General features: G+C 65.2%; 21 protein-coding genes and 1 pseudogene. 8 read left to right on the top strand and 14 right to left on the bottom strand.

The window, feature by feature from the left end; translation table 11 throughout:
• Nucleotides 1-5: 5 nt before the first annotated feature.
• The gene (locus tag ACXAG6_RS01365) at nucleotides 6-638 is read right to left on the bottom strand and encodes a peptidoglycan-binding domain-containing protein (protein ID WP_475334273.1); all 633 of its coding nucleotides are present in this window, start codon (nucleotides 636-638) and stop codon (nucleotides 6-8) included.
• A 173-nt stretch (nucleotides 639-811) separates the two neighbouring features.
• A complete protein-coding gene (locus ACXAG6_RS01360; protein ID WP_475334272.1) occupies nucleotides 812-1,465 on the bottom strand; it encodes a redoxin domain-containing protein in 654 nt (217 codons plus the stop codon).
• Between the two features lie 266 nt (nucleotides 1,466-1,731).
• On the opposite strand from ACXAG6_RS01360, the gene ggt reads away from it, so the two are divergent.
• Together ggt and ACXAG6_RS01350 are read left to right on the top strand one after the other, a co-directional pair.
• The gene (ggt, locus tag ACXAG6_RS01355; protein ID WP_475334269.1) at nucleotides 1,732-3,453 is read left to right on the top strand and encodes a gamma-glutamyltransferase; all 1,722 of its coding nucleotides are present in this window, start codon (nucleotides 1,732-1,734) and stop codon (nucleotides 3,451-3,453) included.
• Between the two features lie 85 nt (nucleotides 3,454-3,538).
• Nucleotides 3,539-4,207 carry a glutathione S-transferase family protein gene (locus tag ACXAG6_RS01350; protein ID WP_475334267.1) on the top strand — a complete coding sequence of 223 codons (669 nt, stop codon included), beginning with the start codon at nucleotides 3,539-3,541 and terminating at the stop codon, nucleotides 4,205-4,207.
• 48 nt (nucleotides 4,208-4,255) lie between these two features.
• Here the strand turns inward: ACXAG6_RS01350 and ACXAG6_RS01345 are convergent, their stop codons facing one another.
• Genes ACXAG6_RS01345 through ACXAG6_RS01330 form a run of 4 tightly spaced genes read right to left on the bottom strand, consistent with a single transcriptional unit; the run spans nucleotide 4,256 to nucleotide 6,891 of the window.
• Nucleotides 4,256-4,903 carry an RluA family pseudouridine synthase gene (locus tag ACXAG6_RS01345; protein WP_475334265.1) on the bottom strand — a complete coding sequence of 216 codons (648 nt, stop codon included), beginning with the start codon at nucleotides 4,901-4,903 and terminating at the stop codon, nucleotides 4,256-4,258.
• Nucleotides 4,900-5,271 carry a GFA family protein gene (locus ACXAG6_RS01340; protein ID WP_475334263.1) on the bottom strand — a complete coding sequence of 124 codons (372 nt, stop codon included), beginning with the start codon at nucleotides 5,269-5,271 and terminating at the stop codon, nucleotides 4,900-4,902. The genes ACXAG6_RS01345 and ACXAG6_RS01340 overlap by 4 nt, the downstream gene beginning before the upstream one ends.
• Entirely contained in the window at nucleotides 5,268-5,744 is a 477-nt protein-coding gene (locus ACXAG6_RS01335) for a GAF domain-containing protein (RefSeq protein ID WP_475334260.1), read from the bottom strand. Before ACXAG6_RS01335 ends, ACXAG6_RS01340 begins: the two co-directional genes overlap by 4 nt.
• Complete coding sequence (locus ACXAG6_RS01330) at nucleotides 5,731-6,891, bottom strand: acetyl-CoA C-acyltransferase (protein ID WP_475334258.1); 1,161 nt, start codon at nucleotides 6,889-6,891, stop codon at nucleotides 5,731-5,733. Before ACXAG6_RS01330 ends, ACXAG6_RS01335 begins: the two co-directional genes overlap by 14 nt.
• A gap of 93 nt (nucleotides 6,892-6,984) precedes the next feature.
• Between ACXAG6_RS01330 and ACXAG6_RS01325 the strand changes: the two genes are divergently transcribed.
• The 3 genes from ACXAG6_RS01325 (at nucleotide 6,985) to ACXAG6_RS01315 (ending at nucleotide 9,730) form a co-directional block, all read left to right on the top strand.
• Entirely contained in the window at nucleotides 6,985-7,329 is a 345-nt protein-coding gene (locus ACXAG6_RS01325) for an STAS domain-containing protein (RefSeq protein ID WP_475334256.1), read from the top strand.
• Nucleotides 7,330-7,449: 120 nt separating this feature from the next.
• A complete protein-coding gene (locus ACXAG6_RS01320; RefSeq protein WP_475334253.1) occupies nucleotides 7,450-7,845 on the top strand; it encodes an ATP-binding protein in 396 nt (131 codons plus the stop codon).
• A gap of 316 nt (nucleotides 7,846-8,161) precedes the next feature.
• Nucleotides 8,162-9,730 carry a gamma-glutamyltransferase family protein gene (locus tag ACXAG6_RS01315; RefSeq protein WP_475334250.1) on the top strand — a complete coding sequence of 523 codons (1,569 nt, stop codon included), beginning with the start codon at nucleotides 8,162-8,164 and terminating at the stop codon, nucleotides 9,728-9,730.
• A 31-nt stretch (nucleotides 9,731-9,761) separates the two neighbouring features.
• Here the strand turns inward: ACXAG6_RS01315 and hspQ are convergent, their stop codons facing one another.
• Nucleotides 9,762-10,088 carry a heat shock protein HspQ gene (gene hspQ / locus ACXAG6_RS01310; RefSeq protein WP_140012239.1) on the bottom strand — a complete coding sequence of 109 codons (327 nt, stop codon included), beginning with the start codon at nucleotides 10,086-10,088 and terminating at the stop codon, nucleotides 9,762-9,764.
• Nucleotides 10,089-10,173: 85 nt separating this feature from the next.
• Here hspQ and ACXAG6_RS01305 point away from each other — a divergent pair, with 85 nt between their 5' ends.
• Together ACXAG6_RS01305 and ACXAG6_RS01300 are read left to right on the top strand one after the other, a co-directional pair.
• Nucleotides 10,174-11,055, top strand: a complete 882-nt coding sequence (locus ACXAG6_RS01305; RefSeq protein ID WP_475334247.1) for an AEC family transporter — start codon at nucleotides 10,174-10,176, stop codon at nucleotides 11,053-11,055.
• A gap of 102 nt (nucleotides 11,056-11,157) precedes the next feature.
• The gene (locus tag ACXAG6_RS01300; RefSeq protein ID WP_140012237.1) at nucleotides 11,158-11,745 is read left to right on the top strand and encodes a transglycosylase SLT domain-containing protein; all 588 of its coding nucleotides are present in this window, start codon (nucleotides 11,158-11,160) and stop codon (nucleotides 11,743-11,745) included.
• A gap of 65 nt (nucleotides 11,746-11,810) precedes the next feature.
• Here the strand turns inward: ACXAG6_RS01300 and ACXAG6_RS01295 are convergent, their stop codons facing one another.
• The 4 genes from ACXAG6_RS01295 to ACXAG6_RS01280 all read right to left on the bottom strand — a co-directional run bounded on the left by ACXAG6_RS01295 (nucleotide 11,811) and on the right by ACXAG6_RS01280 (nucleotide 18,330).
• Entirely contained in the window at nucleotides 11,811-12,413 is a 603-nt protein-coding gene (locus tag ACXAG6_RS01295) for a LolA family protein (RefSeq protein ID WP_475334245.1), read from the bottom strand.
• A 354-nt stretch (nucleotides 12,414-12,767) separates the two neighbouring features.
• Complete coding sequence (locus tag ACXAG6_RS01290) at nucleotides 12,768-15,641, bottom strand: DNA translocase FtsK (RefSeq protein WP_475334242.1); 2,874 nt, start codon at nucleotides 15,639-15,641, stop codon at nucleotides 12,768-12,770.
• 20 nt (nucleotides 15,642-15,661) lie between these two features.
• Nucleotides 15,662-16,849: an aminotransferase class I/II-fold pyridoxal phosphate-dependent enzyme gene (locus ACXAG6_RS01285; protein WP_475334239.1), complete on the bottom strand. Its 1,188-nt coding sequence runs from the start codon at nucleotides 16,847-16,849 to the stop codon at nucleotides 15,662-15,664.
• A gap of 155 nt (nucleotides 16,850-17,004) precedes the next feature.
• Complete coding sequence (locus tag ACXAG6_RS01280; RefSeq protein WP_475334237.1) at nucleotides 17,005-18,330, bottom strand: amidase; 1,326 nt, start codon at nucleotides 18,328-18,330, stop codon at nucleotides 17,005-17,007.
• A gap of 43 nt (nucleotides 18,331-18,373) precedes the next feature.
• Between ACXAG6_RS01280 and ACXAG6_RS01275 the strand changes: the two genes are divergently transcribed.
• Nucleotides 18,374-19,633, top strand: a complete 1,260-nt coding sequence (locus tag ACXAG6_RS01275; RefSeq protein WP_475337893.1) for an FAD-dependent monooxygenase — start codon at nucleotides 18,374-18,376, stop codon at nucleotides 19,631-19,633.
• A gap of 21 nt (nucleotides 19,634-19,654) precedes the next feature.
• Here the strand turns inward: ACXAG6_RS01275 and ACXAG6_RS01270 are convergent.
• From ACXAG6_RS01270 to ACXAG6_RS01260, 3 genes and pseudogenes are all read right to left on the bottom strand, one after another.
• Nucleotides 19,655-20,350 (bottom strand): annotated as a pseudogene (locus ACXAG6_RS01270) (dimethylsulfonioproprionate lyase family protein).
• Between the two features lie 231 nt (nucleotides 20,351-20,581).
• Nucleotides 20,582-20,743, bottom strand: coding sequence for a hypothetical protein (locus tag ACXAG6_RS01265; RefSeq protein WP_168223073.1), 162 nt, complete (start codon nucleotides 20,741-20,743; stop codon nucleotides 20,582-20,584).
• 128 nt (nucleotides 20,744-20,871) lie between these two features.
• Complete coding sequence (locus tag ACXAG6_RS01260; RefSeq protein WP_475334235.1) at nucleotides 20,872-21,453, bottom strand: hypothetical protein; 582 nt, start codon at nucleotides 21,451-21,453, stop codon at nucleotides 20,872-20,874.
• Between the last annotated feature and the right edge of the window lie 119 nt (nucleotides 21,454-21,572).

Here is a 21,572-nt window from a genome sequence, read left to right as displayed (position 1 = left end):
CGGCCTCAATTGCAGTAGGTCCGTCCGTTGTAGGTTGCACATTTGCGGCCCCCGCCACCCCCGCTGCCGCCACTGCTGGTAGCGCGCTTCGGTTTCGAGGCCTTGGCCTGCCGCACCCGGCAGGAGCCGCGCGTGTCGAGATACTGGCCCGAAGGGCAGGTCTTCAACTCACAACGGTTATCCACCTTCACCTCACGCACAGAGCAGACCAGCGGGCAGGTGCCCTCGGGCATCTTTTGCAACAGCCCGGCGAGGGTGATCGAAAGCTCCATCTCGGCAATGTCGGGCACCGCATCCCGCAGCCGCGCCATGGCCCGCTCGGAGTTTCGGCCCCAGTCGCCATCGACGGTGCCCGCGTCGCAGCCCAGCCGGTTGAGCTCTTCCTGAAGGGTGAAGTACATGTCCTCCATCTCCTCCTCCTCAATCGGCATGAAGACAGTCGCCGGCATCGCCACGCGCACAATGGGCACGCCATCGTCGCCCCATGTCACCTGCACGTCCTCGCCAACGATCCCCTCGGTATCAACGCCCTCTTCGGCAAGGTCGGCAGCGTCGCCGATCACTAGCCCGGCCCCGTCTTCTGGCTCAGCCGCAGCATCCCCCAAGTCCTGAGCGGAGAGCGGCGGAAGAGTGGTCACAGCCACTCCTGAAAGCAGAACAAGCGCGGCGAAAATCCGCCGGTATGGGTGCGTCATTCAATCCTCTGCGCGGAGACCGGGCGTTGCCCCGGTGCCCCTTTCACAGCGGAGGTTAGCAAAAAAGCCCCGTTCACTCCAACGGGGCTTTTTCACGTTCATGGGATGTTGCGGGCTCAGCCCGGGTTCTTGGCAAAGCGCAGGTAGGGCAGCTTCTTGTCGAGCGCGCCGTATTTCTCTTCCGCCGCCGCATCGTCCAGCGCCAGGGCCACGATCACGTCTTGCCCGGTTTCCCAGTTGGCGGGGGTGGCCAGCGGCTGTTCGTAGGTGCGTTGCAGCCCGTCGAGCGCACGCAGCACCTCGGCAAAGTTGCGACCGACCGACATCGGGTAGGTCATCATCAGTTGCACCTTCTTGTTAGGCGCGACGATGAAGACCGAGCGAACAGTCGCGCTGTCGGCCGGGGTGCGGCCATCGGGCAGGTAGGCATCTGCCGGCAACATGTCGAAGGCCTTGGAAAAGGTCAGGTCGGTATCGGCGACGATGGGGAAGCCCGCCTTGGCACCGCCAAAGGCTTCGATGTCACCCTTCCATTTCTTATGCTCTTCCGCCCCATCCACGGAGACGCCGAGCACCTTGGTGCCGCGCTTCTCCCATTCATCCGCGAGCTGGGCCACGGCACCGAACTCGGTGGTGCAGACGGGGGTAAAGTCTTTCGGGTGCGAGAAGATCACCGCCCAGCTATCACCGATCCAGTCGTGCAGGGTCAGCTCGCCGAGATCGGTGGGGAAGGTCAGGTTGGGGACGGTGTCGTTGATGCGCAGGGCCATGAGGTTTCCTCCTAGGGGCAGCGTTTCCTTGCGGCAATAGATACGCCCCGCAGCCAGAATTGGAAGGCCCGTCACCTGGGGAGAAGGAGAGCGTTTTGTCGCTGCGCCGGGAGAGAAACGTCTGTTTCGGGGCAACGCGCGGGCTGGCACAGCGGTTCTGCCCGGGGCGCTCAACTCTTGGGCGAAAACACGCCGATGCGGTTGCCCCTGCGTTACCTCATCACAGGTTTGCGAGGAAGAACAGGGCAAACAACAGGGAGAGAGACATGAAACCAGTCATTGCAGGGGCGCTGGCCCTTTCGCTTGCCGCCGCGCCATTGGCCGCGCAGGAAGCGGCGATCTTCTCCGGGGATGACCGGCTTCACCCGGTCTATGCCCAGAATGGGATGGTCTCGGCGCAAGAGGCTGTGGCGGCGCAGGTCGGGCTCGACATTTTGCAGGCCGGTGGCAACGCAGTAGATGCCGGTGTGGCCGTGGCCTTTGCCCTTGCCGTCACTTTGCCCCGCGCGGGCAACCTCGGTGGCGGCGGTTTCATGATCGTGCACGATGCGGAGAGCGGTGAGACTAAGGCGATTGATTATCGCGAGATGGCGCCGGCCAATGCCGACCGCGACATGTTCCTCGACGCCGAGGGCAATGCCGATAGCAACCTCAGCCGCTTCACCGGGTTGGCCACCGGCGTGCCCGGCACCGTTGCGGGCATGCAGATGGCACTGGAGGAATACGGCACCATGACGATGGCCGAGGTCGTCGCCCCCGCCATCGCGCTCGCCCGCGACGGGATCGACGTGACGCCGGGCCTTGCTGACAGCCTGAAGGGGCTGGAGGGCCGGCTGAAGAAATGGCCCTCGTCGGAGGCGATCTTCTTCAAGGAAGGCGGCGCTTTTTACGAGCCGGGTGAGCGGCTTGTGCAGGCCGATCTGGCGCAGACACTTCAGAAGATCGCCGACGAGGGGCCAGCCGGCTTTTACGAGGGCGAGGTGGCCGAGGCGATCAGCAAGGCGGTGATGGACGCGGGCGGGCGGATCACACCGGAGGACATGGCGAACTACAAGGCGGTGCTGCGCGAGCCCGTCACCGGCAGCTACCGTGGCTACGAGATCGTCTCGATGCCGCCGCCCTCTTCGGGCGGAGCGCATATCGTGCAGATCCTGAACGTGCTGGAAGAGTATCCGGTGGGCTTCCTCGGCCATAACTCGGCGGAGACGATCCACCTGATGGCCGAGGCGATGAAGCGCGCCTATGCCGACCGCTCCGAGTATCTGGGTGACAGCGACTACGTCGATGTGCCGCTCTCCGAAATCACCTCGAAGGACTACGCTGCCGCCATCCGGGGCGAGATCAGCCGAAACGTGGCCACACCCTCCAGCACCATCAAGCCGGGCAATCTCGCGCCCTACGAGAGCAACGAGACCACCCATTTCTCGATTGTCGATAAGGACGGCAACGCGGTGTCCAACACCTACACCATCAACTTCTCCTACGGCTCGGGCATGGTGGCCGAGGGCACCGGCGTGTTGATGAACAACGAGATGGACGACTTCGCCGCCAAGCCCGGCGTGCCCAACGCTTACGGGCTGATCGGCGGGGACGCCAACGCGGTGGAGGGCGGCAAACGCCCGCTGTCGTCGATGAGCCCGACGCTGGTGATGAAGGATGGCGAGGTATTCATGGTGACGGGCAGCCCGGGTGGCAGCCGCATCATCACCACCACCTTGCAGGTCATCATGAACGTGATCGACCACGGCATGAACATCGCCGAAGCCTCCACCGCCCCCCGCATCCACCACCAATGGCTGCCCGACGAGATCCGCATCGAAGAAGGCATCAGCCCCGATACCATCGCGATCCTTGAGCAGAAGGGTCATAAGGTGGCGCGCAAAACGGTGATGGGCTCGACCCAATCAATCATGGTCGACAAGGAGAGCGGTCTGCTCTTCGGCGCTTCCGACCCCCGCCGGGTAGACGCCGCCACTGTCGGCTACTGAAGCCCAAGCCCGCCGGCATGTGCTGGCGGGCTTGCCCTCCTGCACGTTCCATGTTGATGTCAACGCATCAAGCGTGGAGGGCATCATGAAAGACAGCAAGCTGACCGTCTGGGGCTATGAGTGGGTGCCCGACTTCGCCAAGGGTCAGGTGCGCGACTTCCGGGTGCGCTGGGCCCTGCTGGAGGCCGGGTTGGGCTACGAGATGGCCCATGTCGAGATGGGTGGCCAAGGCAAGCCGGAGCATCTGGCGCGGCAACCTTTCGGCCAGATCCCCGTGTTGGAAATCGACGGTGCGCCGATGTTCGAGAGCGGCGCGATCGTCTGGCGGATCGCCGAGTCCAGCGACGTGCTTCTGCCCCCGGAGGTGGATCGTTACGCCGCCCTCAGCTGGGTCTTCGCCGCGCTGAACTCAGTCGAGCCGCTGACCGGAGTGGTCGGCACCGTTCAGACCTTCGTGGAAGACCGCGAGGCAGCAGAACGGGTCGCCCCGACCCTCCGCGCGATGGCTGGCAAAAAGCTGAAACGGCTGGCAAGCGCGCTGGGCGACAAGGACTACCTGCTTGGCGATACCTTCTGCGTCTCGGACTTGATGATGGCCGCCGTGCTGCACGGGCTCGACGGGCTGAAGCTGATCGAAGACCACCCAACACTGCTCGCCTACAGAGACCGCTGCCTTGCCCGCCCGGCCTATCAAAAGGCGATGGCCGACCAGATTGCAGAGATCGAGAGCAACGCCGTGAAATACGCGCGCTAGGCCGCTCATCCGCCCCTCACGGCGCGCGAGCGCGGTGAAGAGTGGCTCTTAAAACGGCGCCTTCGCCTTAAAATTCACACCCCTTCCGCCATCCGGGTGCAGCACGCGGAGCATTTCGGCGTGGAGCATCAGGCGGGGGAACTCCAGTGCGGGGCCAGTGGCGTAAAACGGATCACCGAGGATCGGGTGGCCGATTTCGCGCATATGCACGCGCAGCTGGTGGCTACGCCCCGTCTCGGGCATCAACCGCACCCGGCTCTCGCCATCCTTGGCCTTCAGTCGCTTCCAACGGGTCAGCGCAGGCTTGCCGTTTTCATCGTCCACCATCTGCCGTGGCCGGTTGGGCCAATCCACGATCAGCGGCAGGTCCACCTCGCCTTCGGGCTCCGCCACCTCGCCCCAGACCCGCGCCACATACTGCTTCTTGGTTCGCCGATGCTCGAACTGCAGGCCAAGGTGGCGCTGAGCGTGCGGAGTGAGGGCAAAGACCATGACGCCGCTGGTGTCGCGGTCCAGCCGGTGCACCAGCAGAGCCTCAGGGAAGGCCGCTTGCACCCGCGACAGCAGGCAATCAGCCAGATGTTCGCCCTTGCCCGGCACCGAGAGCAGGCCGGAGGGCTTGTTGACGGCAAGCAGTTCATGGTCGTGGTGGAGCACGTCCAGCGGCGTGTCCGGCGGGGCATAGGTGTCGCTCACCGCTGCTCCACCCCATCGCTGATCTCGTAGTAGTCGCCCCTGTCGGCGGTGAAGATGTGCTTTTGTAGGGTCAGGCCGGTGGGGCCGTTGATGGCGCCCAACGCAAAGCTGGTGGTGTCTTCGTCACGGTGCTTCCACAACAGAAAGCTGCCGCAGGTGGGGCAAAAGCCGCGTTTGGCCTCCGCAGAAGAGGCATACCACTGCAGTTCGCCATGAACGGAAAGCTCATCGTCCTTCACATAGGCCGAAGCCCAAAGATGCCCCGACTGGCGGCGGCACTGGCCGCAGTGGCAGACAGAAACGCCTTCTGGCTTGCCGGTCACCTCGAAGCGGATCGCGCCGCAGAGGCAGCTTCCTTGCAGGCTCATCGCCAATGTCCGCCGTTACCAAAAACCGTGTTGAGCACCCGCCCCAGCCCCTCTGCGTCGGCCTCTGTGAAAGCGGCGGGCTGGTCGCTGTCGATATCGAGCACACCGATAAGCCGCCCGGAGGCCCCATGCACCGGCAGCACGATTTCCGATCGGGTGGTCGCGGCGCAGGCGATGTGGCCGGGAAAGGCCTCGACATCATCGACAAGCTGCACCTCTCCCGTCTCGGCGCATGTGCCGCAGACACCCTTGCCAAAGGGGATTTGCAGGCAGCCATGTCCGCCTTGATAGGGGCCGATCTTCAGCATTCCGGGCTCGGTGACGCGGTAGAAGCCTGTCCAGTCAAACCGGTCGTCAGAATGGTGTATTTCACAGGCTAGCGTTGCCATCAGCGCGACCTCATCGGTCTCGTTCTCGGTCAGGCTTTCAATAACCTTTGCCAGCGCGGCGTAATCAACCTCAGGCACGTTCAATCGCGATGGCCGTGCCCTCGCCTCCGCCGATGCAAATGGCGGCCACGCCGCGCTTGAGGTCGCGTTTTTCCAGCGCGTTGAGCAGCGTCACCATGATGCGGGCACCGCTTGCGCCAATGGGATGGCCCAGCGCGCAGGCCCCGCCGTTGACGTTGATCTTGTCGCGGCTCACGCCCATTTCGTGCATGAAGGCCATGGGCACCACGGCGAAGGCTTCGTTCACTTCCCAAAGATCCACATCCTCCACGCTCCAGCCAAGCCGCTTCAGCAGCTTCTGCGCGGCTGGCACTGGCGCGGTGGTGAACCAGCCGGGCGCTTGCGCGTGGGAGGCATGGCCGAGGATATGGGCGCGGATCGGCAGGCCAGAGCCTTCGCCCGCCAGCACAAGCGCCGCCGCGCCGTCGGAAATGCTCGAAGAGTTGGCCGCCGTCACCGTGCCGCCCTCGCGAAAAGCGGGCTTGAGCGTAGGGATCTTGTCAGGCCGCGCGTTGCCGGGTTGCTCATCCTCGCCCACCACGGTCTCACCCCGGCGGCCTTTAACCGTAACGGGCGTGATCTCGCCCTCAAAACGGCCCTCCTTCTGGGCGCTGAGCGCATTTTCCAGCGAGCCAAGTGCGTAGTCATCCTGTGCCTGCCGGGTAAACTGGAACGTCTCGGCGCAATCCTCGGCGAAGGTGCCCATCAGGCGTCCCTTGTCATAGGCGTCTTCCAGCCCGTCAAGAAACATGTGGTCGATCACCTGGCCATGCCCAATGCGGGCCCCGCCGCGCATCTTGGGAAGCAGGTAGGGCGCGCCGGTCATGCTCTCCATCCCGCCGGCAATCACCACATCGGCCCCGCCGCCTGCAATGGTGTCAAACGCGGCCATCGCGGCCTTCATGCCCGAGCCGCACATCTTGTTGAGCGTGGTCGCGGGCAGGCTCTCACCCAGACCGGCGGCAAAGCCTGCCTGCCGCGCGGGCGCCTGGCCCTGCCCTGCGGGCAGAACGCAGCCCATCAGCAAATCGTCCGCCGCCTCGGCCCCGGCCTGATCCATCGCCGCCCTGATCGCCGCGCCGCCCAGTTCAGCCGCTGTAACAGTGGCAAACGCACCCTGAAACCCGCCCATCGGCGTGCGCGCCGCCCCCGCAATTCCAACCCGTGTCATTGCTCTCTCCCCGCAAATATCTGCCACTTGCATACCGAATGGTAAGGTTTCGCGTCTAGGCCTGAGGCACGCCCAACTGACACGGAGCAGGCCATGAACCTAGACGCAAGCCAGAAGGGCAACATTCTGCTCGTCACCGTGCGCGAAAGCCGGATTGACGCGGCAGTGGCCGTTGCCTTCAAGGAAACCATGCGCGAGCTGACGTCGGGCCACGCCGGGCGGATCGTGCTCGACATGGGCGAGGTCGGCTTTCTTGATAGCTCGGGCCTCGGTGCCGTGGTGGGCGCGATGAAGCAGGTTGATCCCGGGGCAAAGCTTGAACTGGCGGCCCTCAGCAGAACGGTGGCAAAGGTCTTCAAGCTGACGCGCATGGATACGGTCTTCAACATCCACAGTTCTGCCGAGGCGGCCCTTGCCTCTGGCGAAAACGCTGCCTGACCGGGCAGCATCATGCCCAACCGCGCCCGCGTTCACGCAATCGCCTCAACCGAGCCTGAGCCCGCGCCCGCCGCGTGCCCACCAAACAATGCGCTTCGGATTGTGCTCTCAAGCACTCCTATGGAGGTGCGGCGCGCGCTGGAGCACGTGTTGGGCAACCTCTCTCCGCTCGCTCTCTCAGATGAAGATCGTGGCACCGTTGAGCTGGTGCTGGCCGAGGTGCTGAACAACGTCGTCGAGCATGCCTATGACGAGGCGGCCTCCGGCGTCATCGAGATCAACGTGCTTCAGGGGGAGCGCAGGATTTTCTGCACCGTCACCGATCATGGTCGCGCCATGCCGGGGCTCGATGCGCCAGCGGGTCGGGCCGCAGAGGTTGATGTGCCGCTGGAGGCTCTGCCGGAAGGTGGCTTTGGCTGGTTCTTGATCCGGCAGCTTTCGAAAGACCTCAACTACACCCGCGACAGTGGCCAGAATCGCCTGAGCTTCTCGCTGGATTTTGCCACCATGCCCTGACACGGCTGTTCTCGCAGCGCTCCGCCCGCAAACCCAGCCGGTTAACCCGGAATCCCGGTTCCAATCTCGCGCTCAATCCACCCCACGCACGCAATTGTTTCGCCTTTGGAAATTCGCGCCGCAAAATGGTCCTGATCACACCCAAACGGCGACAGGATCAAAGAGCAAATTAGACGGGTAGCTGCATATAGCTTCCCTCGGCGCCACGCTTCATAGCCCCCACCCAGTGCGTGGCGTCGAGGTCTTATTTTTCCCTATCATCATCGCCTTGTCGCCCCGCACTGCGCCGCCTAGTCTCGCCGCCGGAGGGACAATCATGCGCAATTTCGAGATTCCGGGGCGGTCGCCTGTCTTTGCAACCAATGGCCTCTGCGCCACCTCGCACCCGCTTGCGGCGCAGGTCTCGGTGGAGATTCTGCAGGCGGGCGGCAATGCGGTGGATGCGGGCATCGCAGCAGCGGTTCTGCTGGGCATCTGCGAGCCGCAGAGCACCGGAATCGGTGGTGACTGCTTTGCCTTGGTCAAGCCTGCCGGGACGGACGAGATCCACGCCCTGAACGGCTCTGGCCGGGCGCCCGCAGGCATAGACGTGGAAGCCCTGCGCGCAGGCGGGCCGACCATTCCGCTGACCTCGCCCCATGCCGTCACGCTCCCGGGCGCAATTGCCGGCTTCGCGGCCCTATCGGAGCGCTTCGGGCGCAACGGGCTCGCCGCAAGCCTCGCGCCAGCCATCCGCTACGCCGAAGAGGGCGTGCCCGTGGCGCCGCGCGTGGCCCGCGATTGGCAAGCCGCAGAGGCCACGCTTCAGGGCGCGGCTCGCCAGCATTACCTGATTGGCGGGGCCGTCCCCGAGGTTGGCCAGATCTTCCGCAGCCCGGGCCAGGCCGAGGTGCTGCGCCGGGTGGCGGCGGAGGGGCCGCAGGCGTTCTATCAGGGCGAAGTGGCCGAGGATATGTGCGCCGCCCTCGCCGGGGCCAGCCACAGCTTGCAAGACTTCGCCAGCGTCAGCGCCGACTGGGGCAGCCCGCTCACCGGCCCCTATCGCAGCCGCGAGATCGCCGAGCATCCGCCCAACGGGCAAGGCACCACCGCCCTGCTGCTCGCCGCGATCCTCGCTGAATTCGACATTGCCGCGATGGATCCGCTTGGCCCGGAGCGCAGCCATATCGAGGCCGAGGCGATCAAGCTGGCCTATGACGCCCGCAACCGGCTCATCGCAGACCCGGCCTCCATGAAAGACCCGAAGGTCCTGCTGCGCCCCGGCCTCGCGCAAGAGCTTGCCGCATTGATCGACCCCAAGCGGGCGATGGCGCAGGTCACCAGCGTGACCGAGGCGGTGCACCGCGACACGGTTTACCTTTGCGTGGTGGACCGCGACGGCATGGCGCTGTCGCTCATCTATTCGATCTTCCACAGCTTCGGCTCCGGCCTTGCCAGCCCCAAGTTTGGCATCCTGATGCAAAACCGCGGCGCGGGTTTCTCGCTGGAAGAGGGCCACCCCAACGAGGCGGGCCCGGGCAAGCGGCCGATGCACACGATCATTCCCGGGATGATGCTGCAGGACGGCCGGGTGGAGATGCCCTTTGGCGTGATGGGTGGGCAGTATCAGGCGGCCGGGCACGCGCGATTCGCCTCAAACATGCTGGATCTCGGCATGGATCCGCAGGAGGCGATCGACTTTCCACGCCTGTTTGCCGAGAAGGGCGAGTTGCAGCTTGAGGCCCCCTTCCCCGAGGCCACCCGTGCTGCGCTGGCCGAGTTGGGGCACAAGGTGGTGCCCCCGCCCGCGCCCATTGGCGGCGCGCAGGCCATCCGCATCACGCCAGAGGGCGTGCTGATTGGGGCTTCGGACCCGCGCAAGGACGGTTCGGCCATCGGCTACTGACCGTCGGGCGCAAAAAGGCGCGTGGTTTCAGTTAGTTGAGCTGGAAGTGCAGCGGGTAGACGCCATCTTCGAACGGCCCGAACAGATCGGGCAGGTCGGGGTGGTCTACCGGCTCACCGGAGTAGTCGGCAATCAGGTTCTGCTCGCTGACATAGGCCACGTAGTAGCTTTGGTCATTCTCCGCGAGCAGGTGATAAAACGGCTGGTCCTTGGGCGGACGGCTTTCTTCAGGAATGGCGTCATACCATTCCTCCGTGTTCGAAAACATCGCGTCGACATCAAAAACCACCCCGCGAAACGGGTGTTTGCGATGCTTTACTACTTGACCGAGGTGATATTTCGCCCGGGTTTTCATCATACCATTGTGCTCCCCACGTGCCGATGGTTAGTGCAGGCCAAGGGCGATGTCTATAAATCGGCCCGGAAAAACAGGGAAACAGTGTGTGAACCTCGTTCTGACAGTGGCGCAAATCGTCGCGCCCGTGTTCATTCTGGCGGCCATCGGGTTTGTCTGGGTCAAGCTCGGGCAGGACTATCCGATGCGCTTTATCACCCGGCTGGTGATGACCCTTGCGATTCCCTGCCTGATCTTCGGCGCGCTGATGAAAACCGAGATCGACCCGCAGGCGCTTACGGCGGTTTCTCTAGCAGCCATTGCGGCCTACCTCACTGTTATTGCAGTGTTTTACCTTGTCGCCTTCGTCCTCAAACTGGATCGGCGGACCTATCTCGCGCCGCTGATCTTCGGCAATACCGGCAACCTCGGCCTGCCGCTGGCGCTCTTTGCCTTTGGTGAAGAGGGGCTTGGCTTTGCCGTGGTGATCTTTGCGATCATGGCGATGCTCAGCTTCACCTTCGGCATCTGGCTCGTCTCGGGTGGCGGCAACCCACTGAAATCGCTCAAAGAACCCGTGGTTGTTGGCACCGCGGCGGGGGCGCTCTTTTTGTGGCAAGGCTGGCAAACCCCGGTTTGGGTCACCAACACCATCGACCTTATCGCGCAGGTCGCCATCCCGCTGATGCTCATCACCCTCGGCGTGGCCGTGGCGCGGCTGAAGCCCGGCGACCTTGGCCGTTCGTTCTGGCTTTCGCTGCTGAAGGCGGTGCTCTGCGCGGGTATCGCTGTGGGCGCAGGCTGGGCCTTTGGCCTCACCGGCACCGCCTTTGCCGTGCTGGTGTTGCAACTCATAACACCGATTGCGGTTACGAATTACTTACTGGCCGAACGCTTCGGGGCCGACAGCACCGCCGTGGCAGGCCTCGTCGTGGCTTCCACCCTGCTATCGGTCGCCGCCCTGCCGCTCGCCTTGGCCTTTCTGATCTGAAATGTGAAGCGCCTCGCGCAGTTGGGCGTTCCCCCGCGCGTCAATTTCGCTTATTCTGGCCCCAAAGCGGCAAAGACCGCGCAACGAGGCGAGCGAGCGACGATGTTCAGGAAAATCGGCTGTGTGCTGGTAATGGCCCTACTTGCGGGCTGCGGTGGTGGGCGTGAGCTGGAAAGTCCGCGCAACCTGGAAAATGCATGTGCCCTGGTAGATGAGCGGCCCAAATACCTGCGGGCGATGAAGCGCACCGAGCGGCGCTGGAACGTGCCGGTGCACGTGCAGATGGCGACGATCTATCAGGAAAGCAAGTTTGACGGCGATGCGCGGACGCCCTTCAAATGGTCGCTCGGGGTGATCCCGATGGGGCGGCAAAGCTCGGCTTTCGGCTACTCTCAGGCGCTTGATGCGACGTGGCAGGAGTATAAGGACCAAACCGGAAACCGCCGCGCCAAGCGCGATGACATTCAGGACGCGACCGACTTCATGGGTTGGTACATGAACCAGACCCGCGAGCGGAACGGCATCGCGCTGACCGATGCGCGCAACCAGTATCTGGCCTATCACGAGGGGCACACCGGCTATCGCAAAGCGAGCTACAATGCCAAGCCATGGCTTGTGCGGGTGGCCGGAGAAGTGGGTGCGCGTTCAGAGGTTTACCGCGCCCAACTGGCGGCCTGCGGCAAGGCCTGAGGCAGCAATGTTAAGGCAAAGGGGCCGCGCCGTGTGGCGGGGCCCCATGCCGAGTTTTCCGGGTGTCAGTTGCCGCGGCGCTGGGTCTCTGCCGGGATGTTGAAAAGCGAAGAGCGCAGGTTTCCGCCCTTCTTCAGCGCGCCAAGCACCACCGTGGTCTGATTGCCCGCATCATCGGTGATGATCCACTGGCGCAACTCGACCGGCGAAGAGGTGAAAACCAGCTCGATATGGCCGTACTCCGGGTGCTCGGGATCCTGAGCGCGGATGGTGGTGGTTTTGCCGTCTGACTTATGGCCGGTGATCATGCCGGAGCGGCCAAAATCTACCTTGCGGGCCAATATGATAGAGAGCGGTGTGCGGCGCAGCGGGTATTGCTCGGGGCCGGTATTGGACTTGGAGTCGAAGATCGCCACCTGTCCGCCGCCCGCCATGACGAGGCTTTCATCGGGCTTGTTATACTCAAAGCGAATGCGTCCGGGGCGGTGGATGTAGATCTGGCCGGTGGAGATGGTGCCATCGCCGTTGATCTGGGTAAACTCACCCGTCGCGGTCGTGAAGTTGTTGAGATACTTTGACAATTCCGACAGGGAGACCTTTTGGGCCGCAGCCGGAAGAGCGAGGGCCATCAGCAGAGCCGGGGCCATGAGAATGCGCAGGAGTTTCATGCGGCGCCTTTCTTGTTACGTGCAGGGCGTGATGCCCGTTAACGCCCTACTTAGGGGGTTTGAGCCTGATATGCGATAACAAGGCGGCGAGTTTGGGGTGTTCACCCCAGCTATCTGTTAACAGCGGATTTGTGCCACGTCCCAAAAGGTTGCCGATGTGAACATTGCCGGAACTCGGCAGGGCAACATGTGATGCACAGATCATGCACATCCGATGCATACGAGTTTTTGGCCCAATCGTGGTTACCGGGCCGGGCGGAAGGTGGGCAGATTGCCCACCCTACGATGTTCGGGAGAGGTCGCGCAGGAGCAGGATGAGGGCGGGGACTCCGGGTGGGTGAGCCCCACCGATCGTCAGTTTTGCTCTGGCGCCAAGATCTCGCGTTTGCCGACATGGTTGGCCGCCGTCACCAGCCCGTTGTCTTCCATCTGCTCCACGAGGCGGGCGGCCTTGTTGTAGCCGATGGCGAGTTTGCGCTGGATGTAGGAGGTGGAGCATTTGCGATCCTGGATCACCACCTGCACGGCCTGATCGTAGAGCGCGTCTTCACCATCGGTGTTGCCGCCCAGGCCAAGCACGAGGTCGATGTCGGATTCCTTGTCGTCATCCGGGCCTTCGACCACGCCGCTCACGTATTCGGGCGCGCCGAAGCTCTTGAGGTGGTTCACCACTTCTTCCACTTCCTCGTCCGAGCAGAACGGCCCGTGGACGCGGGTGATGCGCCCGCCGCCGGCCATGTAGAGCATGTCGCCCATGCCGAGAAGTTGCTCGGCACCCATCTCGCCGAGGATGGTGCGGCTGTCGATCTTGGAGGTCACTTGGAAGGAGATCCGGGTGGGGAAGTTGGCCTTGATCGTGCCGGTGATCACGTCGACCGAGGGGCGCTGGGTGGCCATGATGAGGTGGATGCCGGAGGCACGGGCCATCTGCGCAAGGCGCTGGATGCAGGCCTCGATCTCCTTGCCGGCGACCATCATCAGGTCTGCCATCTCATCGACGATGACGACGATGAAGGGCAGGGTCTCGGGCTTGAACTCCTCGGTCTCGAAGATCGGATCGCCGGTGTCATCGTCAAAGCCGGTCTGGATCGTGCGACTGAACATCTCGCCCTTGGCCAGCGTGTCACGCACCCGGGCGTTGTAGCCCTCGATATTCCGCACGCCCATCTTGGACATCTTGCGGTAGCGATCCTCCATCTCGCCCACCACCCACTTGAGGGCCACGACGGCCTTCTTGGGGTCGGTCACGACGGGCGAGAGCAGGTGGGGGATGCCGTCATAGACGGAGAGTTCGAGCATCTTCGGGTCGATCATCACCATGCGCAGCTCCTCGGGCGGGAGCGTGTAGAGCAGGGAGAGGATCATGGTGTTGATGGCCACGGATTTACCCGAGCCGGTGGTGCCCGCGATCAGCAGGTGGGGCATTTTGGCGAGGTTGGCCACAACGGGCTCGCCGCCGATGTCCTTGCCGAGCGCGAGGGGCAGGCGGTGGTTGCCGTCGCCGTAGTCCTTGCCGGAGAGGATCTCGCGGAAGTTCACCATTTCGCGGCGTTCGTTGGGGAGTTCGATCCCGATGACCGAGCGGCCCGGCACGGTGGAGACGCGGGCGGAGAGGGCCGACATGGAGCGCGCGATGTCATCGGCGAGGCCGATCACGCGGGAGGCCTTGAGGCCGGGCGCGGGCTCGAGTTCGTACATGGTGACAACCGGGCCGGGGCGGACCGAAACGATCTCGCCGCGCACGCCATAGTCATCGAGCACGGTTTCGAGCATCCGGGCGTTCTCTTCCAGCGCCTCGTCGGAGAGGTGGCTGCGGTCCACCGCCTTGGCGGGCGAGAGCAGCGAGAGCGGGGGCAGCTCGAAGCGGGCTTCTTCGGGGTCGAAGGCCAGCGTGGGCTGGGCCTCGGCCTGCGCCCGGCGCGAGGGCTGGGCCAGCTTGCGGGGCGGGTGCTGCACCACGGCGCGGGCTTCTTGCGCCGGGGCAGGGGCCACGGTTGCGGCTGCGGGAGCCGCCACGCGGGCAGATGCGGGGGCGGCGCTGACCGGCGGTTGCGGCGGCAGCGGCGCGGCCTCCGGCTCCATCACCTCGGCCTCTTCGTCGAGCATGGCCATGGGCGCGGGCGGCACGGCGCCCTTGGTGTTCAGCACAAGCGGCTGGGGTTTGCGGGCCCGTAGCACCGGCGGCTCGGCGGGCAGGCCGTTGGAGAGCACCGGGCGCACCTGACCGCCACCGCGTGCGCGTTGGCGGATGGCATCGGAGATGCGGGCGCGGATGCGGTCATCGCTGGGTTGCTCCACGTCATGCTCGGGCAGCGGCTCGGGCTCTACCAGCTCGGGCTCAACCGGGCGGCGGACGAAGCCGGTTACGCTGGCCAGCAGGCCCTTGCGCTCGGTTGCGGGCACGGCGGCCACGGGCTGTTCCATCGGTTCGTCATCGCGCACCACCAGCGGGCGCGGTGTAAAATCATGCCGCGCAACAGCGGGCGCGGCGGCTTCTGCCAGAAGCTCGGCCTCGGCAGCGGCTTCGCGCTTGGCGGCGCGGCGGGCCTGAATGGCCTGCGCCAGCGAGAGCGAGCCCTGCGCGCCCTTGCCCATCAGCTTCATCGCGCCGGCATAGAGCATGATCATGCCGACCATGAGGAAGCGGGCCAGCAGCTTGATTTCGGGTTTGGTTGCGCCGAGCGCAAACACCAGCATGGCCAGCGCGGCGAGGCCGAAGGGGATGGCCAGCAGCTTTACGCCAAGGCCCGCGGCAAAGGGCAGAATGTTGAGCAGCGCGCCCAGCACCGTGTCGCCGAAGAGCCCGCCAAGGCCAAAGCTGTGAGACCAGCCGCCACCCGGCGTCAGCATCGCGCCGTAGATCGCGGCCAGCGCCACGGCGATGGGGGCGAACACCAGCCGGGACAGGGCCCGTTCGCTCCCGAGGTGGCGGGCAAACCGCACGCCCCATGCGCCAAGGATCACCGGCAGCGCCCAAGCGGCGTGGCCCACGATAATGAAGAGCGGCCCGGCGATGGAGGCTCCGAAGCGGCCAAGGATGTTTTGCGCGGGCGCATCGGTGGCCGAGAGCCACGAGGGATCATCCGGCACGTAGGAGCCGAGCATCAGAGCCACCAGCAGCCCGGCGGCGATAAGCCCGATGCCGATCATCTCCTTGCCACGTTTCTCGATCGCCGCCTGCATGGCGCTGTCGAAAAGCGGATCGCGGTGTTTTGCCTGATATGCCATGTCTTTCCTCGTCCTGTCCCTCAACCTGCGAGGCAGTCACGCAGCCTTGTCAGCCCGTCCTGCAGCTCGTCTGTATCTTTCGTCACCATCGCAACGCGGATGTAGCCCGCGCCGGGGTTTTCCCCGTTTACCTCCCGCCCGAGGTAGGCCCCCGGAAGCACCTTCACCCCGGTTTCGCGCCATGCTTTGAGCGTGGCCTGCTCGCTGTCATCCACCTGCAACCAAAGGAAGAACCCGCCCTGCGGCGGCACGTAGCCGGGCCAGTTGCCAAAGATCTGGTCGGCAATGGTGTATTTCTGGCGGTAGAGCGCGCGGCTCTCTTCCACATGGGCTTCATCCGTCCACGCCATTTGTGCCACCTGCTGGAGAGGCAGCGGCATCGGTGCCCCGGCATAGGCGCGCAGGCGCTTGATCGCGCTCATGTTGGCCGGGCCGGAGGCCACGAAGCCCGAGCGCAGGCCGGGGAGGTTGGAGCGTTTGGAGAGCGAGTGGAAGCTGACGATGCGTTCCGGGTTCGCGCCCATTTCGGCGGCAACCTGAAGCACGCCGGGCGGCGGCACATCGCGGTAGATCTCGGAGTAGCACTCATCGGCGAAAATGCGGAAGCCATAGCCCTCGGCCATGCCGATCAGTTCCTGCCAGTACAGCGTGTCGGCCACCGCGCCCTGCGGGTTGGAGGGCGAGCAGATATAGGCCACCTCGGCGCGGGCCAGCACATCCTCGGGGAGCGATGCGAAATCGGGGAGAAAGCCGGTTTCTGCCGTTGCGGGCACCAGCACCGGCTCGGCCCCGGCGGCGGCGGCGGCCACCGCGTAGACCTGATAGAACGGGTTGGGGATGAGCACCGTGGGCGTATCGCCGTTGGCGGCGCGTTCGGGGCAAAGCGCGAGGCAGGCGTTGAACAGCCCCTCGCGGGTGCCATTGAGCGCCATCACCTGCGTGTTCGGATCGAGTGAAACGCCATAGCGGCGGGAAAGCCATCCGGTGATCGCCGCCTTCAGCTCGGGCGTGCCTTCGTTGGGTGGGTATTTGGCAAAGCCTTCAACGGCTTGAGCGAGGATCGGTGCCACGAACCCCGGCAGCCCGTGGCGCGGCTCGCCGATGGTCATATCTATCACGTCCCCTCCCGGCTGGGTGCCGTCGAGGAGCTTCCGCAGGCGCGGAAAAGCGTAATCTGGCAGGTTCGAAAACCGCTCTGGAAAGGTCATCTTGTGTGTACGTTACTGCCTCGGGTGCGGGGTCTTTGCCCCGCTTTTGAGGGTAGAGTAGGCCGCAGCAAGGGCCCCCGTCCAGCGAAACCGTTGCATTTTGGTCCGGGTCAGGGGGGAATTGTGGCATTTGAGTCAAAGTCTTGCGAAACGCCTCAGGCCAGCGCCTTCTCTGCCGCCGCGCCAAGCCGCAGTAGGCGCTCTTCGCCCATGGGTGTGCCCATCAGCATGAGGCCGGTTGAGGGCAGGCCGGTGGGCAGGGTGAGCGCGGGCAGGCCCATGAGGTTGCCGATGCGGGTGTTGCGCAGGGCGAGCAAGTTTTCGGAGGTAAACACCGCCTCGTCGGCCAGCACATCGGCCTGCTTGGGCGGCATGTTGGCGACCGAGGGGATGAGCACCGCATCATAGCCTGCCACCGCTTTGGCCCATGCGGCGCGGTGGTGGTGGATCGCCTGCCAGGCCGCGATATGTTCGGTCGCGGGCACGTCGCGCCCACCTCGAAAGCGCGCCAGCACCGGCGGATACATCTTGTCGGGCGCGGCCTCGATCTCCTCTATCCATGTGGCATAGGCCTCGGGCGCATAGAGCGGCCCCGCCAGCGCCATGGCCTCTGCGACAAAGGGCAGCTTGCGGCGCTGCACCAGCGCCCCGGCAGCCTGAAGCCGCTGCACCGCGCTGTTGAACCCGGCGGCGGCGGGGCCGGAGAGCTCATCCAGCGCGACGGTTTCGAGCACCATCAGGCGGGTGCCGGTGAGCGTGGCTCCCCGCAGGTCGGGCGCGCGACCGGCTTCCATCACGGCGAGCAGCTCGGCGGCGTCTTCGACGGTGCGGGTGAGCGGGCCGATGGTATCAAAGCTGGCGGCGAGTGGGACGGTGCCGGTGAGCGGCAGGCGGCCGTGGGTGGTTTTCAGCCCGACGAGGTCGTTCCACGCGGCCGGGGTGCGCACCGAGCCGCCGGTATCCGAGCCGATGCCCGCCGCCGCCAGCCCGAAAGCCACCGAGGTGGCCGCGCCCGAGGAGGAGCCGCCCGACACGGCGTCATGGTCGTTCACGCAGGGCGGGCTTTGGGTGACGGGGTTAAGGCCGAGGCCGGAGAAGGCCAGCTCTGTCTGGTGGGTCTTTCCAAGGCAGACGAGGCCTGCGGCGGAGGCACGGGCCAGCACCAGAGCGTCACGATCAGGCGTGCGGCCTGCAAGAAGCGCCGAGCCGCTTTCGGTGGCGACGCCTGCCGTGTCGAACAGGTCTTTCCAGCTGATCGGCACCCCGTCGAGCAGGCCCCGGCGGGTGCCGGTGCGGGCGCGGGCCTCGGCGGCGCGGGCCTCCGCGATGGCGCGCTTGCGGGTGAGGCGGGCGTAGATGCGCGGGGCGAACTTATGCGCGTCGATGGCGTCGAGCATGGCCTCGGTCAATTCCAGCGGCGAAATATCTCCGCGCCCGATTGCCCGCCCCAGATCGGATGCCGATTTGCCGTGCCAGTCCATGCGCCTCTCCTTCGTTGCGGTGACGGTAGCGACACCGCGACATATGGACAATCCCGGCCCACGCCCCATAGTCCGCCGCATGTTTGATGCCGATGTAATCGTTGCAGGCGGGGCGCTGACCGGCGCGAGCCTTGCGCTGGCCCTCGCCAAGGGCGGGGCGCGGGTTGTGGTGGTTGATCGCTTGCCTGCGGGCGCGCAGGTGGCCGCCGATTTTGACGGGCGGTCCTATGCGCTGGCGCTGGCCTCGCAGCGGCTGTTCCGTGCGCTTGGCGTTTGGGAGGCGGTGGCCGACAAGGCGCAACCGATCCTGCACGTAAAAACCGGCGATGGGCGGCCCGGCGAAGGGGTGCTGGGCGGATTGCTGCACCTCGATTACGGCGAGATCGACGAAGGCCCGATGGGCTACATGATGGAAGATCGCCACCTGCGTCCCGCGCTGATGGCGGCGCTGGCCAAGGCCGAGGGCGTCGAGGTGCTGGCGGGCGAAGAGATCGTGGCGCAAGAGGTGCAGCCGGGGCATGTGGCGGTGACGCTCGCCTCTGGCCGGGTGCTGCGCGGCGCGCTGCTGGCCGGGGCCGATGGGCGCGGCTCGCCCACCGCGCGGCGCGCCGGGATTGCGCGGCGCGACAGCGACTATGGCCAGACGGCGCTGACCTGCGCGGTTGCCCATGAACGCCCTCACTGCGGAACCGCGCATCAGTTTTTCATGCCCTCCGGGCCGCTGGCCATCTTGCCGCTGCCGGGCAACCGCAGCTCTATCGTCTGGTCGGAGCGCCGCGACAGGGCCAAAGACTTGGCGAAGGCCGATGATGAGGCCTTTCTGGCGGCGCTGCGCCCGGTGTTTGGCGACTTTCTTGGCGAGATCCGGCTTGAGGGCGAACGCTTTTCCTACCCGCTGACGCTCACCGTGGCCGAGCGGATCATTGGTGCGCGGCTGGCGCTGGTGGGTGATGCGGCGCAAGGCATTCACCCGATTGCCGGGCAGGGGCTGAACCAGGGCCTGCGCGATGTGGCGACGCTGGCGGAGGTTGTGACCGAGGCGCGGCGGCGCGGCGAAGATCCGGGCGCGGCTCTGGTGCTGGAGCGGCACCGGCAGTGGCGCAGCTTTGATCGCACCGCGCTGACGCTGGCGACGGATGGGTTCAATCGGCTGTTTTCAAATGACAACCCGCTCCTGCGGGCCGCCCGTGACTTGGGCGTTTCTGCCGTGGCCGCGCTGCCCGATGCGCGGCGGCGCTTCATTCGGGAGGCGGCGGGCCTTACGGGTGATCTGCCGCGGCTTCTGCAGGGCAAGGCGCTTTAAGCGCGTCAAACGCCCGCGCTCTCAGATGCCGCGCTCGACCCGCTTCTTGCGCGTCCCGGTCAGCTTCATCCCCGGCGCGTTCAGCTTTTCTTCCGGCCCAATCCACGCATAGGCCAGCAGGCAGGGTTCGGTCTCGTCGGTGGTGATCCGGTGCTCCTGCCCCGAGCCGTTCAGGATCAGCGAGCCCGGTGCGTGCACCGCCGCGTCATTCTCCGACCATGCGCCCGAGACCGACACGTAGCTTTCCTCGATGTCCTCATGGGAGTGCTGCGGATAGGTCGTCTTCGGCGCGAACAGCACGAAACCCAGAATCAGCCGCTCACTCATCACCGGGCCGCGCGGGCCGAGCACCTCGCACTAGGCGTACTTCCGGGCCAGCGCCGGGGGCACTTTCTCGTAGCCGTATTCCCATGTCAGCGCCTCTGCCACGCGCGACAGCGCCCGCGCCATGCCAACCACCGCCCCGCGTTCGCCCCGGTCCAGCGCCCGTCCGAGATGGGCGACCACCGGCATTTTCTTGGGCTCGCGCAGCCGCAGCTCGGGGCCGGAGTCGACCACTTTCGAGAGCATGTCGCGCACCCGTTTGCGATGGCCGCGGATCAGCTTGCTGCCGCCGGACGAGCCGTAGCGATAGAGCCAGTCGAACTCGCGCAGAAGGTAAAGCCAGTCGGGCCGGTCGGAGAGGGTGATGGCGGGCGGATCAGGGGGGAGGCTCATGGCCGGGCTCCGGAAGCGTCAGTCCGCCCACACCTAGGGGCCTCGGCGGTGCCCGATCTAATCAAGGGGCGACATCGCGCGTCGCGTTAAGGCCGCGCGGCTTGCGGATTTGCATCGCTATGGGCTGTGCAGGGGAAGGGCATCACCTGTGCCGCGCTCACACCTGGGGGTAACGCCGCGCCGCGCTTCGGCGCAGCGGCATTGTTGCAAAACTGTCCGGTGTGGCCCGGCTCAGAGCGTCAGCAAGGCTTCATTGCCGCGCATCGAGCTGACGACATAGCCCGTCGAGGTTTCTTCCAGCTTGTAGCCGTAGCCCATGAGCCGGTGCTTCCACTCGCGGCTCGAAACCGATTGCGCCTTTTCCCGCATCACGATTTTACGCAGTTCATCCATAGTTACAGTCCCTTGATCTCGTTGAGCATCCGGGCGAACAGCTCGCCCCCACGAGAAGCAGATGACAGGGGTGTTTTGTCAGGACTTCAGCAACAAACGGGCATTTCCGGGGCAATTGTTCAGCGCGGTCAATCGACCCGGCTGATCCGCTTGGTGCGCCCGGTTTCCTGCTTCCATTTCAGGATGGTAAGGCGCGGCTCCCAAGGGTAGCGGGTGTCTTCGCGGGTGCCGATCCACGTCAGGTGGCCGCCCTCGCGCCACGGGTCCACGACGATCCCGTCATACATGCTGTCGCCCTTGCGGGAGATGATCGAGGTGGAGTGCTCCAGCAGGATCGGGTTGCGCGCGTTGGCGATGGCGCGGTGCACCTCAAGCGTTTGGAAGCCTTCGGCTTTCAGCGCCTTTTCCATGTCTTCCGCCCAATGGCGGCACAGGCCCCGGGGCTTTTTGCCCGCGTTCACCTTCATGTTGTGCACCAGGGGCCCGTCTTCGATTTCATAGGCCACCGCCAGCCGTGCCGTTGCCGCGTAGCTCACCTGCGCTGCGCGTGCGGCCTCTGCCGGGTCAATCCCCGGCCCCAGCGCCAGAATGGCCTGCTCCAGCCGTGCCACGTCATCGGGGGTGGAGGTGGGCGGCGTGCCGCAGCCCGCAAGCGCAAGCCCCAGCAGCATGGCTCCGACAAGCCACAGCTTTCGTTGAATAAACCGCATGTTTTTCTAACCCTCACAGCCCCCGGCCTCGCACCGGTGCTAGCCCGCAGGTGGCGTGATGTCGAGACCGGCCAAAGGCAACCAAACGCCGCTCCGCGAGTTGTGATCCCGAAGCCGCG

The sequence above is a fragment of the Vannielia sp. ABF1_015 genome, from assembly GCF_056160745.1.
The sequence above is the reverse complement of the archived record's forward strand: the minus strand, read 5'-3'. Positions and strand labels throughout refer to the sequence as shown.